The 13,711-nt window shown below is 71.7% G+C and carries 11 protein-coding genes; 4 read left to right on the forward strand and 7 right to left on the reverse strand.

All coding sequences use genetic code 11. The annotated features are described in order from the left end of the window. Positions 1-167: 167 nt before the first annotated feature. Both ABEE00_RS24610 and ABEE00_RS24615 read right to left on the reverse strand, forming a co-directional pair. On the reverse strand, positions 168-1,370 hold the full coding sequence (locus tag ABEE00_RS24610; RefSeq protein ID WP_345747828.1) for an acyl-CoA dehydrogenase family protein: 1,203 nt from the start codon (positions 1,368-1,370) through the stop codon (positions 168-170). 19 nt (positions 1,371-1,389) lie between these two features. Further along, positions 1,390-2,946 carry an acyl-CoA synthetase gene (locus ABEE00_RS24615; protein ID WP_345747829.1) on the reverse strand — a complete coding sequence of 519 codons (1,557 nt, stop codon included), beginning with the start codon at positions 2,944-2,946 and terminating at the stop codon, positions 1,390-1,392. Between the two features lie 144 nt (positions 2,947-3,090). Here ABEE00_RS24615 and ABEE00_RS24620 point away from each other — a divergent pair, with 144 nt between their 5' ends. Together ABEE00_RS24620 and ABEE00_RS24625 are read left to right on the forward strand one after the other, a co-directional pair. Continuing rightward, the gene (locus ABEE00_RS24620; protein ID WP_345747830.1) at positions 3,091-3,723 is read left to right on the forward strand and encodes a TetR/AcrR family transcriptional regulator; all 633 of its coding nucleotides are present in this window, start codon (positions 3,091-3,093) and stop codon (positions 3,721-3,723) included. A 440-nt stretch (positions 3,724-4,163) separates the two neighbouring features. Then, positions 4,164-4,409, forward strand: coding sequence for a hypothetical protein (locus ABEE00_RS24625; RefSeq protein ID WP_345747831.1), 246 nt, complete (start codon positions 4,164-4,166; stop codon positions 4,407-4,409). Positions 4,410-4,564: 155 nt separating this feature from the next. Here ABEE00_RS24625 and ABEE00_RS24630 read toward each other — a convergent pair whose 3' ends face one another. After that, positions 4,565-4,726: a hypothetical protein gene (locus tag ABEE00_RS24630; protein WP_345747832.1), complete on the reverse strand. Its 162-nt coding sequence runs from the start codon at positions 4,724-4,726 to the stop codon at positions 4,565-4,567. Positions 4,727-5,035: 309 nt separating this feature from the next. Between ABEE00_RS24630 and ABEE00_RS24635 the strand changes: the two genes are divergently transcribed. Continuing rightward, on the forward strand, positions 5,036-5,599 hold the full coding sequence (locus ABEE00_RS24635) for an alpha/beta fold hydrolase domain-containing protein (RefSeq protein WP_345747833.1): 564 nt from the start codon (positions 5,036-5,038) through the stop codon (positions 5,597-5,599). An 84-nt stretch (positions 5,600-5,683) separates the two neighbouring features. On the opposite strand, the gene ABEE00_RS24640 is transcribed toward ABEE00_RS24635, so the two are convergent. The 3 genes from ABEE00_RS24640 to ABEE00_RS24650 form a co-directional block, all read right to left on the reverse strand. Then, positions 5,684-7,717, reverse strand: coding sequence for a glycosyltransferase family 2 protein (locus ABEE00_RS24640; protein ID WP_345747834.1), 2,034 nt, complete (start codon positions 7,715-7,717; stop codon positions 5,684-5,686). A 266-nt stretch (positions 7,718-7,983) separates the two neighbouring features. Further along, complete coding sequence (locus tag ABEE00_RS24645) at positions 7,984-9,177, reverse strand: low temperature requirement protein A (RefSeq protein WP_345747835.1); 1,194 nt, start codon at positions 9,175-9,177, stop codon at positions 7,984-7,986. A 435-nt stretch (positions 9,178-9,612) separates the two neighbouring features. Next, on the reverse strand, positions 9,613-10,992 hold the full coding sequence (locus ABEE00_RS24650) for an MFS transporter (RefSeq protein ID WP_345747836.1): 1,380 nt from the start codon (positions 10,990-10,992) through the stop codon (positions 9,613-9,615). A 927-nt stretch (positions 10,993-11,919) separates the two neighbouring features. Here ABEE00_RS24650 and ABEE00_RS24655 point away from each other — a divergent pair. Beyond that, entirely contained in the window at positions 11,920-12,579 is a 660-nt protein-coding gene (locus tag ABEE00_RS24655; RefSeq protein WP_345747837.1) for a DUF4360 domain-containing protein, read from the forward strand. A 127-nt stretch (positions 12,580-12,706) separates the two neighbouring features. Here the strand turns inward: ABEE00_RS24655 and ABEE00_RS24660 are convergent, their stop codons facing one another. Next, positions 12,707-13,690 (reverse strand): GlxA family transcriptional regulator, encoded by a 984-nt coding sequence (locus tag ABEE00_RS24660; RefSeq protein ID WP_345747838.1) that lies wholly within the window; start codon positions 13,688-13,690, stop codon positions 12,707-12,709. Positions 13,691-13,711: the final 21 nt, after the last annotated feature.

Here is a 13,711-nt window from a genome sequence, read left to right on the forward strand (position 1 = left end):
TGCGGGTAGGGCCTGGCTCCGTGCGGCGACCTGGGCCGGACGCGGGCCTAGGACAGGCGGGGACCTGGGCCGGACGCGAGCTCGGACGGAGGACCCGGGTCGGATGCGGGCCCGGCACGGACGAGGGCCCGGCTCAGACGAGGGCCCGGCTCAGACGAGGGCCCGGCTCAGACGAGGGCCTTGGCGACGGCGTTCTTGTGGATCTCGGTGGTGCCGGTGACGATCCGGAACATGCGCAGCGTGCGGAAGATCCGCTCGACCTCGTGGCCGCGGGTCAGGCCGGCCTTGCCGTGGATCTGCACGGCCTGGTCGGCGACGCGGAAGCACGCCTCGGAGGTGAAGAGCTTGCACATGTTGGCCTCGACCGCGATGTTCTCGCCCCGGTCGGCGCGCGCGGCGGCGGCCATGACCATGGAGCGGGCCGCGTAGAGGTCGGTGGCCATCTCGGCGAGCTTGTGCTGGACGGCCTGGAGGGCGAGCAGCGGCTGCCCGAAGGCGATGCGGCTCTTGGACCACGACACCGACAGGTCCCAGGCGCGCCGCGCCCCGCCGATCAGCGAGGGGCAGTGCAGCAGCCGGTTGAGGGTGATGCGCCCGATGCCGATGCGCAGCCCCTGGCCGATCTCGCCCAGGAGGTTGGCGGCGGGGACGCGACAGCCCTCGAAGACGAGGTCGCCCTCCATCTGCTGCCCGGACATGGGCACTTCGCCCTCCAGCACGCGGACGCCGGGGGTGTCGAGGTCGACGATGAAGGCGCTGTACGACTCCTCGGCACCGCCCTCCTCAGCGCCGTCATCCCCGCCGCTCGCGGCCATGCGCGCCACCACGATCGCGAAGTCCGCGATGGGCGCGGCGGAGGAGAACACCTTGTGCCCGTCGAGCACGTACGCCTCCCCGTCCCAGGTCGCGGTGGTGTGCATCCTGCGGACGTCGGAGCCCGCGTCCTCCTCGGTGACCGAGAAGCAGCAGGCGCGCTCGCCGCGGATGACGGGCATCAGATAGGTCTCACGCTGGTGCTCGGTGGCGTACTTGACGATCGCGCCGACGCGCAGCGGGCCTCCCATGTCGCCCAGTACCGAGTGGGACAGGGCGGCGCCGGAGGCGGTGAGTTCCTCCTTGAGCGCGCACAGCTCGGTGAAGTCCAGCCCCTGGCCGCCGAGTTCGGGCGGGAGGCTGATGCCGTAGAAGCCCAGTTCCGCGCTGCGCTTCCACACGTGCTCCAGCGTGGCGCGGTCCAGGGGGCTCTCGGCGGTGATGCCGCGGGCCTGCTCGTACGGGAGGAGTTCGTCGTTCAGATAGGCGCGCAGCCGGTCGACGAGCTCCTGGAGGCGGGAGTTGTCCTCGTACGAAGGCGTGAGGGTGTAGGTCATGAGGGGTCCTTGGAGGGGGTCAGTGGACGCGGCGCTCGGCGCCGGTCCAGTGGCGCTCGCGGAGCGCGCGGCGGTCGATCTTGCCGTTGGGGTTGTGGGGCAGGGCGTCGGCGAACTCCACGGAGCGGGGCTTCTTCATGCGGGCCAGCCGCTCGGCGCAGAAGCCGATCAGCTCGGGGCCGTCCAGGGGCGCGTCGCCGCGGGGTACGACCACGGCGTGCACGGCCTCGCCCCACTGCTCGTCGGGGACGCCGATCACGGCGGCCTCGTACACCTGCGGGTGCTGGTGGAGGACGGATTCGACCTCGACGGCGTAGATGTTGAACCCGCCGGAGATGATCATGTCCTTCTTGCGGTCGACGATGAAGACGTAGCCGTCGGAGCGGCGACGGGCCAGATCCCCGGTGTGGAACCAGCCCTCGCGGAAGGACTCGGCCGTCAACTCCGGCGCGTTGTAGTAGCCGGGGACCACATCGGGGCCGCGTACGGCGATCTCGCCGATCTCCCCCTCGGTGACGGGCGTGCCGTCCTCGCCCACGATCTCCACCTCCGCCTCGGCGAGCGGCCGGCCGCAGGAGAGCAGCAGTTCCTCATCGCCGTCCTCGATCGCTCGCCGGTGGTCCTCGGTGGAGAGGGAGAGCACGCCCGAGGTGGTCTCGCCGCAGCCGAAGCCCTGCGCGAGCACCGGCCCGAACAGCTCCCACGCCGCCCGGATGCGGGCCGGTGACATGGGCGCGGCGCCGTACATGAGCTGGCGCAGGCTGGAGGTGTCGTACGCGCGGGCGTCCGGCAGCGCGAGGAGGGCGTTGACCATGGTGGGGACGACGAACGCGTGGGTGGCGCGCTCGCGTTGGACGGTCGCGAGGAAGTCCTCGGCGTCCCAGCGCGGCAGGACGACGGCGCAGCCGCCGGCGAAGAAGATGCCCATCAGCGGCATGCCCGAGGCGTGCGTGACCGGGCCCGCGAGGATCTGCCGGTCGCCGGGGCCGATGCGGGTGGCGGGGCTCATGACGGATTTGCGCAGCAGCGCCAGCCGGTTGCCGTAGGTCTGGGTCGCCGCCTTGAGCCGGCCGGTGGATCCCGAGGTGAAGTGCAGGACCGCGATGTCGCTCTCGGCGCAGTCCGCTTCCACGGGCTCGGGTTCTGTGGCGGCGAGGGTTTCGGTGTAGCCGGGGCCGAGGTCGGTGGCCCCGTCGTATCCCAGCACCGTGTCCACCTTGGCCCCGGGGATCGCGGCGCGGGCCGCCTCCAGGTGGTCGGCGTCGGCGAGCAGTACGCGGGCCCCGGACTCGGTGAGCAGGTGGTGGACTTCCGCGGTGCCCAGCCGCGCGTTGATGGGTGCGCGGGTCAACCCCGCCTTGTAGAGGGCGACTTCGGTGACCACCAGCTCGGCGCGGTTGGCGGCGAGGGTGGCCACGCGGTCGCCGCGCTCCAGGCCCCTGTGGCGCAGCGCGGTCGCGAGGCGGTCGCTGTGCTCGTCGAGCTCCGCGTAGGTCAGCCGGGTCGGTCCGCAGACCACGGCCTCGGCATGGGGATGGTGCTGGGCCGACCTGCGCACATAGCGCCCGAGGTTCATTGCGCCTCCGAGTTTCCGAACGAGTTGTTCAGTAACTATCTTGGAGTTCGGAAACGTAAGGGCAGCGTTAGGGTCTGGTCAACGGCCTCGCAGGAGCCGGACACGCCATCAGGACCCGCAGGGTCGGGAGACGAAGGAAGCGAAGTGGACACCAAGCCCGCGGGAGACCGCCGCGTACGCAGGACGCGCGCCGCGCTGCGCCAGGCGCTGGTCGAACTGGTCCTGGACAGAGGGTTCCAGGCGATCACCGTGGAGGAGATCATCGAGCGCGCCGACATCGGCCGCGCCACCTTCTACGCGCACTACCGCGACAAGGAGGACCTGCTGATCGGCGCCGTACGGGACCTCGCCGAGGACCGCGAACGCCTCCTGCCCGCGCTCCGGCAGGCGCGCGCCGAGGGCTTCACCGGGCTGCCGGTGAAGTACATCTTCGAGCACGCCGAGCAGGAGAAACCCCTCTACCAGGTCATCCTGCGCGGCGAGGGCGACGGGCGGGCCCTGCGCGAATTCACCGACCTGGTCTGCGCGCACGCCGAGGACTCCTTCCGCGCGCGCACCCGGGAGCTCGGCGTCACCCCGCGCATCCCCCTCGACGTGGTCGCCCGCGCGTGGACCGGCGAACTCCTCGGCCTGCTCACCTGGTGGGTCGAGAACGACACCGGCTACAGCGCCGCCGAGATCACCACCCACCTGCGCGACCTGTCCGTCTACGGCCGCGTGTGGGCCACGGGCCTGGCACCCTCCGACGCCCCCGGAGCGGTCGACCTCACCTCCTGAGAGCGCGCCCGCCTCCGCTCACCCTGGCCTCATTTCCGAACACTGTGTACGGTAACGAGCTCCACGGGGACAGCGATCACGAGCGGAGCGGTTCCATGACCAGTACGCCTCCCCTGGCCGACCTCGTCTGGGCGCGCGGGTACACCGACCCGGCCTGGGCCCCCAGGTGGTGTCCCCTGCGGCGCCTCGAGCGCCCCTGGTGCAGGCGTTCTTGAAGATGGGGGTGCGGCTTCGGGGGTGAGCGGGGCTGTGGGCGGCGGGTTGGGCCCGGCCCGGGGGGCCGGTCGCCGGGCGCCTGGCTGAGCGCCTTGATCGTTTTTCTGTGGCGGCGGGTGGGCGCCTAGGGTCACCGGGGTCCCATATGGAGAGGAACACGCACCGTGACCGACGGACGACACCGCATAGCCCTGTGGCCCGCGACGCCCCGGCGAAGGATTCGCATGATGCGAGTGGCGACGGTCGTCTACGGGCTCAGCCTGGCCATCCTGCTGATCGGCTCCGCCATCGACGGCAACGTGCTGCTGTTGGTGCTGTTGGCCGTCGGCGGGACTCAGATGCTCCGGAGCCTGCTCCGTGACCTGCGGCGCATGCGGCGGGAACACCGGGAGCACCTGGCGTCGGTCGCGAGCGCCCTGAACGCCTGCCGCATACAGCGCAGCGAGGCGACGGGGCCGAGTAGCGCGTAGGCCGCTGCCCGGATGACGCCCGCGCTTCTCCGCCACGAAGCGGCGAGTGCCCCAGTTCCAGCGCGAGCACCCGCCCCGGCTCCTGCCGCCGTAGACCGGAACAGCCGTCGGCCGGTACGGATCGAAGCGCACAGGCTCGGTCCGTTGCCCCGCCTTCAGCGCCTGGCCCTCTCCGCTGCTCCCCGGGTGATGTCGGCGTAGCGGCGGAAGAGGGCCGGGCGGGGTTCGCCCCGGTCGCGTTCGTGCAGGGCCGCCCAGCACTGGGCGGTGAGTTCCCGGGCCTCGGCGCCGGGCCAGGGCTGGGGCCGCACGGTCACCGCTCCGGCCCCGGCGGGAGTCGTTTACGTCCACGGCGACGGCCCCGTCGACGCCACTCACGACGACGGCTACAAGCCCATGTGGGAGGCGAACGCCAAGGCCGGGTACGCCACCCTGTCCTGGGACAAGCCGGGCGTCGCGGGCGCGCCCGGCGACTGGGCTCGGTCAGTCCATGGACGACCGGGCCGACGAGGCGGCCGCGGCGATCGCCTGGGCGCGCCCGCCCGGACATCGACGGCGCGCGTATCGGGCTCTGGGGCGCCAGCCAGGCGGGCTGGGTTCTGCCGAAGGTCGCCGCCAGGACGCCGGTGAACTTCGTCATCGCCGTCTCGCCCGCGGTCAACTGGCTCCGGCAGGGCCGCTACAACCTCCTCGCGGAGCTGCGCGCCGAGCATGCTTCAGCGGCCCGCACCAAGGCGGAGGTCGCCCGGAGCGACGCCACCCGCCGGCTGCTCGAGCGGCACGCGGGCTTCGCGGAGTACGTCAGGGCGATGGGCGGCGACGCGCACGGCATGACCGCCGACCGCTGGGGCTTCATCTCCAAGAACTACACCGTTGACGCCACGCGGGACCTCAGCGCCCTGCGCGGCGTACCGGTCCTGCTGACCCTCGCCGGCCACGACATCAACGTGGACACCGCCGATACGGAGCGCGTCTACCGCAGGGTGCTGGGCGCGGGCGGCGCGCTGAGGGTCGCGCACTACCCGGACGCGTCCCATTCCCTACTCCAGCAGAGCATCGAGCAGTCCGAAGCAAAGCTCACGCTCACCGCCCTCTTCTCCCCGCGCTCGCTCTTCGCGGACGGATTCCTGGACGGCCAGCGGCAGTTCCTGGAGAAGCTCGCGCGGGGCGGCCACGCCGCCACCCGGTAGCACTCCCGCAAGCTCGGCCCGCGTGGTGACCGCATCCGCCACTCGCGCAGCAACGGCACCAGCTCGCTACGAGACCCACCCCGCCTAGCGTCTGACCCGCGCCAGCAGCGCCTTGCCCACCCGTACGCGGTCGATGCGCAAGGTCAGCGGCGCGTCCGCCCTCTGCTTCTTCGGGCCCTGTGGGGCGAGCGGCTTCGCGTACCAGCGGGCCAAGCCGCGGCGCCAGCGGGCGACGGGAAGCGCCGGCTGCGCGGGTACGGGGCTCTCCCACCCTTCCTGCTCGCCGACGTGCAGGAAGAGGGCCCATTCGCCGGCAGGAAGGTCGTCGAGGGGCACTGCCACGGTGAACTCCCCACCGTGGGGCACCGGGAGATCCCGGACAGTGCCGTACCGGTCCCGGAGCCGCAGGTGAAGCGCGCCGGGCGGGAGTGCGGCGAGCCCGCAGCTCCCGGAGATCTCCAAGGTGGCGGGCCGGTCCTCGGCCCAGGCAGCCGTCGTCGGACGCAGCGACTTCCGCACGCCGTGCTTCTGCTCGCCGACGTCGAGGGTGAGGTTCCCGTACGGGGTGGTGTGGAGGGTGACGGGGAGGAGGCCGTCCTCCGCCGCGAGCAGGTGGGTCGCGGGCGTACGGGGTATCTCGGGAGCGCGTTGGCTGCCCAAACGTGCCTCGCGGGTCAACTGCCCGGTCCCGAGCTCGAGATACAGGTCCCACATCCCGTGGTCGAGCCGCCCGCCGCCGGGCAGCGCGAGGAGGTCCGCGGCCGCGGCGAACCCGACCGCGCCGGGGCTGTCGTACGGGACGGGAGCAGGGCTCGTGACCAGCCGGTGCTCCGTACCACGGTGGTGTTCCCGCAGCACGAACTCGGCCCGCAAACCGGCGCCGTCGAGGCCCGGCAGGGAGGCGTGGCCGCTCACGCGCAGTGCGGTGCCGTGGAGTTCGGCCGCCGCCAGGTGGTGGCGGGGCTTGAGCTCCTCGGTGATGTCGTAGCAGTCCTCGGGGACGGCGCGCCGCGGGTCGCGGAAGAAGGGGTACTGCGCGTAGGCGCGCTCCCCCTCGACCAGGACCGCGGGCGCGGGGAGCGCGCGGTCGGCGACGGTGATGCCCTCGGTGAGCGTGCCGTGGCCCAGTTCGTACGCGATGAGCTCGTGGAGGTCGTCCACCGTGCCGTGGACGACCAGATGGCAGCGCAGCCGCACCAACGCGGGCAGGGTGGCGGCCAGTCGGGGATGGTAGCTGCGCTCCAGGGTCTCCCTGAGCTGCACCAGGGCCTTCTCGCGCTCGGCGCGGTCCGGCTCGCGGTGCAGGTGCACGAGGGCTTCGCGCAGCTCGACGACCAGGTGACGGCGCATCAGCTTGTCACGACCCGAGCCGGGTTCCACGTGCTCTTCGAGGAGGTCGAGCATGCTGCGTACGACCTGGACGCGCTCGTGGAGGTCGCGGTGGGTGGTGAGGATGTTGCCGCCGTCCTCACGCGCCACCCAGTAGTGGCAGTCGTAGTCGGCGACGACGGATATCCCCTGCGCGTGCAGGTAGGCGAGGGCGACGAAGTGCTGGTCCTCGCCGACGGTGTGGTGGGTGGGAAAGCGCAGCCCGTGCCGCTCGACCAGCTCGCGGCGGAAGAGCTTCATGGGGTTGAGCGTCCAGTACACCGGCGAGTTGAAGACGTCGGTGCGCTGGTGGCCGCGCTGGAACACGCCGTCGGGCGCGCGGCGTCCGCCGACCCCGACGGTGCGGCCGAGCACGACGTCGGTCCCGTTGGCGTCCGCGGCGGCCACCATCCGCTCCAGCGCCTCGGGGCCCAGGTAGTCGTCCGCGTCGAGGAAGAAGACGTACCGTCCGCGCGCGTGGTCGAGCGCGAGGTTGCGGGGCGCGGAGGGGCCGCCGGAATTCTCCTGGTGGAAGACCTGGACGAGCGGTCCGTGCTCAGCGGCGAAGCGGTCGAGCTCGGCGCCCGTACCGTCCGTCGCCCCGTCGTCGACGGCGATGATCTCCATCCGCGCGTGCCCGATGCTCTGCTCCGCGAGCGAGGCGAGGCAACGGGGCAGGTACGGCATGGCGTTGTACGCGCCGACGATGACGGACACGTCTGGCGTCGCGGGGGCGCCAGTTGCGGGCATGGGTGTCTCCTGGGTGTGGCCGGGGTGGGCGGCGATCGGTGCATGGGGACGCACCGGACATGCCCTTCTTCGTGGCTTCGTGACTTCGTGGCTTCGTGTTGCGCGGGCGAACGCGCCTCGCACGGCGGGCGCTCCGAAGTGTGCGCAGACGCCCTATATCCGGATTGCCGCATGCGAAGACCCGCGAAGGGGACGAAGGGTTGTACGACGTACGAGGCAGACTTTCCGGGGAGCGGGCCGCGTCAGGACATCAGGGGGTCAAGGCATCAAGGCATCGCCGCGGCACGGCACCGCACCGGGACCCGCCCCGAGAAGACAGCCAGGGCGAACATGCAGGCAACGGCCAGGGCGGCCAGGGCGAGCGGGGACAGCGTCTCGGTCGTCGCGGCGAACACGCCCAGCAGGGCCAGGACTCCGGCGACGGTCAGCCGGGAGCGCGCGACGGAGCCGGTGCGGGCGTAGATGTAGAGGAGGTTGCCCAGCAGATAGAGCACCGGCCCTCCGGTCACACAGCCCGCGACGGCCGGTTCCACGGTGCCGGTGGGGTGCTGGGTCACCTGCTCGATCGACACGGCGACGACGATCGCCCCGGCGATCATGATCGCGTGCGCGTAGGCGAAGCCCGAGCGCGCGATGGCGGTCTGCCGACTCCCTTCGGGGTCTTCCTCGCGCTCCTGAACGATCCGGAAGCCGAAGTAGTTCCACCACAGCAGTACGAGGCCAGCGAAGCCGACGACGGTGGCCGCGAGCACGGGCCCTGTCAGCTCCACCTTGTCCAGGGTGAAGCCCATGACCAGGATGGATTCGCCCAGCGCGATGATGAACACGAGCCGGTTGCGCTCCGCGAGGTGTTCCCGGTGCAGCGGCCAGGTGTGCATGGGCGCCGAACGCAGGCCCGGCACCCAGAAGTTGACCATGGGGGCTGCGTAGTCGACCACCACGGCCGCGATCCACCACCACAGCCGCTGCTCCTGGGGCAGTACGGCACCCGCCACCCACAGCGCTCCGGCCGCCGCGCTCCAGACGAGCAGGCGCGCGTAATTGCCTCCCAGCACCTGCCCGCGACAGGCCCAGACCATGAAGGCACTCCGCACCCATTGCAGGCACACATAGCAGACGGCGAAAAGGACGGCCTCCTCGCCGAATGCCTTCGGCAGTGCCACCGCCATGCCGAGCCCGGCCAGCATCAGGAATGCCGTCAGGACGCGGACCGCCGCATTGCACGGCTCCAGCCAATTCATCGCCCACGCCGTGTAGTTCCAGCCCCACCACACGGCCGCGAACAACACGACCGCCTGCGCGATGCCCGTACCCGAACGGTGCTCCAGCAGAACGCCGGAGAGCTGGATCACGGAGAACACGTAGACCAGGTCGAAGAACAGCTCGATGGCGCCGACCTCGGGAGCCTCCCCGTGCGCCCGCTCACGCAGCAGCGAACGCCGCATGGTCTCGAAAGCCATGCGGGAATGCTAGCCAGCGCTCTCTTTTGCGCTGCGGACAACGCGCAGGAACGCCGGCCGCAGTACGGATTCAGGCCCCACTCATGCGGGCCAGCGGGCCTTCCGCCGGCCCCTCGAATTCGTCCGGGTTCGCGGCGGCCGCGCTCACGGCCGACTTCGCGGGCCGGCTCGCGGATCCGGGCGCGGGGCGAACCGCGTACGAGGGTGCCCTCGTGGGCGTCCTCTTCAGCTCGCTGTTCAGCGGAGAGTCCGTCGCGGTGGGGCGGCTGCGCGCCGCCCTGCGAGGCCGAGCGCCGCGAGCAGGTGGCCGCGCCGGTGTCTGCCGCCGTTGGCGGATCCTCCACGGCGCAGGGCGTACCCCCTGGCGCCACGCGCGCAGAGCGTGCACTGCCGGAGGCGGCTCCGCCGAGCAGCCTCCGGCAGTGCACGGTCCTGCTACTGCGACGACCCGCCGTCGCCGCCGCCCACGCGACCGGCGGCGGAGGCCGCGCTGAGCTGCAGCCCCTTCGTCTCCGGGGCCAGGCGGTGGGAGACGATGCCGCCGACGAGGCTGATGGCCGCCGCGATGAGCACGGTGCCCGCCATGCCGAGCGCCCCGACGGAAAGCGGCAGCAGGAAGGTGCCGGCGGCGGCGCCGACGCGCGAGGCCGCCGTGGCGAAGCCGACGCCGGCTCCGCGGATCCCGGTGGGGAAGACCTCGCCCGGGTAGACGCCCGCGAGCGTGGTGGATACCGCGTTCGCGACCGAGAAGACGAGGAAGCAGACCAGGATCACGGCGGCCGTGGGGTGCGGGAGCAGACCCACGACCGCCAGCGCGACGGCGCAGATCCAGAACGGCGGCACGGCGAGCTTGCGGCGGCCGACACGCTCGACGAGCAGCACGGAGATGATCGCGCCGATGACCACGACCCCGTTGATGGCCAGCGCACCGGTCAGCCCGTCCTTGATGCCCATCTGCTCAAGGACGCTCGGTGCGAACGTTCCGATGGCGAAGTACGGGGTGACGTTGCAGATCCAGAAGGTGCAGATGAACACCGTGGTCTTGAGGTGGTCACGCGAGAAGATCCTGCTGAAGCCCTTGGCCTCGGACGGCGTCTGGGTCTCCAGGTCGCGCTGCTCCGCCTCCTCCATGAATTCCCGCGCCACCGCCGTGGCCTCCTCGGTCCTGCCCTGGCTCATGAGCCAGCGCGGGGATTCCGGAATGCCCAGGCGCAGCAGCAGAACGAGAACCGTGGGAATCGTGCTGAGGGCGAGGATGAGGTGCCAGTCGACCGAGGTCGAGGTCTGCAGCGCGTAACCGGCGGAATAGGCGAGGAGATAGCCGATGTACCAGGCGACCTCCTGGAAGGCCAGCAGCTTTCCGCGCAGCCGCGCCGGTGCGAACTCGGCGAGCAGCGGCCAGCCGATCGAGTAGTCGGCGCCGATGGCGATGCCCATCACGACCCGGACCAGGAAAAGCTCCCACGCCTCGCCGACGAAGAACTGGGCGACGGAACCGGCGAGGAAGACGAGAAGGTCGACCGTGAACATGGGGCGGCGGCCGAACCGGTCGGCGAGCCAGCCGCCGAGCGGCCCGCCGATGAAGATGCCGATCAGCGCGGAGGCCCCGATGAGGCCCTCCCATGTGGCCGACAGGCCGAGGTCCTTCGTGATGGCGGGCATCACCAGACCGATGCCGCCGAGGATGAACCCGTCGATGAACATGCCGCCGGCGATCACGACACTGAGTTTCTTGAGGAACCGCGCCTTCTTGGGGGACAGCGGAGCCGTCCCGCCTTCGGGCACAGCGGTGGTAGGGACAGCGGTCTGGGTCAAGGTAATTCCTGGTCCGGGGGTGAGGAGAGGCTGCGCCGGGGACGGTCCGGGGTTCGGGGTTCGCGGTCCGGGCGTGGGAGGGAGCACACGGCTCCGCCGCTTCGCCGGGTCACGAGAACACGACAGGGCGTCCGGCATTCGAACGCAGCGTCCGAGAACATGTCAGCCGTGCCCGATCACCGTCAAATGCCAGGCCCTGCCACGTACCACCCGCCCGGCGACAGCCACCGCATCCGCGCCGCCGGCGGTGGACGTCCGCGGTGGTCCGGCCTCGTCGACGCCATGATCTGCGCCCTGCGACGACGCCGTCGCGGGAGGGGGTGAGCGGGGTACGTCCGTTACCGGGTGTGCCGCTGTGCTGCGGTACGACGCATCGGACGCGTGCGGTAGAGCGTGCTCGTGCCCGTTGCCGGTCTTCCGCTCCCGCAACTCCGACGCCGCCCCCGGCGCGCCTTCCGCCACACCCCCCTCCGCGTCCCCCTCCCCCACCCTTCGTACGGCCAGGAGACCCGGACGACACCGCGCCCGCTGCACCCCGGCGGGGCGAGGGTGGGGGTACGGCGGCGCCCTGATCAGCCAACTTCCCGGCCTGGGCGCACCTTTGCACGGGGGCGCCGGGGCGTCGCCGCGCGATGCGGGGCCCACACGGACGCGTACGAGGGCAAGCCCCCTGCGCGGCGGGGCCAACTGAGCACGAGCCAGGGGAAGTTGCCGACCTCCGGGGCCTCGCCGAGGTGTGCCGGTACGCCGCTCGCCCCCGGTACGCTGCGCGGCGCCCGAGCCGGACACGGCGCCCACAGGACGCTCCCGCCTCGTACCCGTACTCCCTGCCGGGGTGTTCGGCCCGGCGCCCGACTCGGGCTCACCACCCGGGCTCCCGCCACAGCCGGGGCCCGGCGCCGCTTCCTCCACCACGATGGGAGAGCCATGTCCCGCACCCTGCTCGCAGGCGCCGCACTGGCGGCGTTATGCGCCTCGACCCTCTCCGCCCAGAGCGCGACGGCGCAGGCGCCGCGCTCCTCCGTACCGCCGGAGAAGATGCGGATCGAGGTCGCGACGGTCAACGGCTCCGGCTGTCCGGCGGGAACCGCCGCGGTGGCCGTCTCCCCGGACAACACCGCCTTCACCGTGACCTACAGCGACTACCTCGCCAAGGCTGGCGCGGGGGCCTCCCCCACCGACTTCCGCAAGAACTGCCAGCTGAATCTGATCGTGCATGTCCCGCAGGGCTTCACGTACGCGATCGCCTCGGCCGACTACCGCGGATTCGCCCATCTCGAACGGGGCGCGAGCGCCGAGCAGAAGGCGTCGTACTACTTCCAGGGCTCCTCGCAGACGAGGCCGACGAGCCACAGGTACACCGGGCAGTACAGCGACAACTGGCAGGCCAGCGACGTCGCCGAGATCGGCACGATCGTCTACGCGCCCTGCGGGGAGCGGCGCAACTTCAACATCAACACCGAGCTGCGGGTCAACGCGGGCACCTCTGACCCGAAGACGACCAGCTTCATGACCATGGACTCCACCGACGGCGACCTCAGCACCGTCTACCGCCTCAAGTGGAAGGAGTGCCCGCAACGGGCGTGAGGAGGGCCCCGCGCGGGCGGCATGACCGGCACGCATGAAGGAGCGGGCGGCCCAGGGAGGCGGGCCGCCCGCCGCTTCACCCGCTGAGCACTGGTGCGCCGCTGCCGCCCGCGTACGAACTCGGCCCTCACGCCTGGCGGTTGAGGGAGCGTGCGAAGGTGCGGCGGTACGCGGTGGGGGTGGTGTCCAGTGCGCGACGGAAGTGCAGGCGCAGGTTGGCCGCCGTGCCCAGCCCGCAGTCCCGCGCCACCTGCTCCACCGAGCGGTCGGTGGTCTCCAGCAGTTCCCGCGCCCTGCCGAGCCGGGCGTTGAGCAGCCACTGCAACGGGGTCGTACCCGTCTCCTCGGCGAACCGGCGCATGAAGGTGCGCTGCGAAACGCCCGCGTGCCGGGCGAGCACGCGCAGCGTGAGCGGTTCGCCGAGCCGGTGCAGGGCCCATTCGCGCGTACCGGACAGCGACGCCTCGCCGGCCACCGCGACGGGAGCCGGTACGTACTGGGCCTGCCCTCCGTCCCGGTGCGGGGCGGCGACCAGGCCGCGGGCGATCTCGTTGGCCACCTCAGCGCCCAGGTCGCGGCGCACGATGTGCAGGCACAGGTCGATGCCGCAGCACACCCCGGCCGAGGTGAGCACGTCGCCCTCGTCGACGTAGAGCACGTCCCGCTCGACCGTGACGGCCGGGAAGCCCCGCTCGAAGTCGTCGATGTGCTTCCAGTGGGTCGTGGCGCGCAGCCCGTCCAGTACGCCCGCCGCGGCCGGCGCGAACGCGCCCGTGCAGATCGACACCACACGCCTGCCCCGGTCGCGGGCCTCGGCCAGTGCGTCGAGCACGGCTTCGGGTACGGATTCCGGTACGGCGTCGGGCGCGGCGTCCTGTGACGGGACCGGTTCGAATCCCGGCACGATCACGGTGTCGGCACTACGCACCTGCTCCAGACCCCCGTCGGCGACCAGGCCGAAGCCCGCGGTGGTGGCCACCTTCGGCGCCAGCCCGCACAGGGTCATCTCGTACGGGGTTTCCGGCCGGGCGGTGAAGATCTGCGTCGGGATCGCCAGGTCGAGCGGGGTGACCCCGTCCAGCGCCAGGACCGCGACGCGATGGACTGCCATGGCAAGATTCTAGCGAAGTAA

Source organism: Streptomyces odontomachicola, assembly GCF_039605595.1.
Taxonomy (GTDB): Bacteria; Actinomycetota; Actinomycetes; order Streptomycetales; family Streptomycetaceae; genus Streptomyces.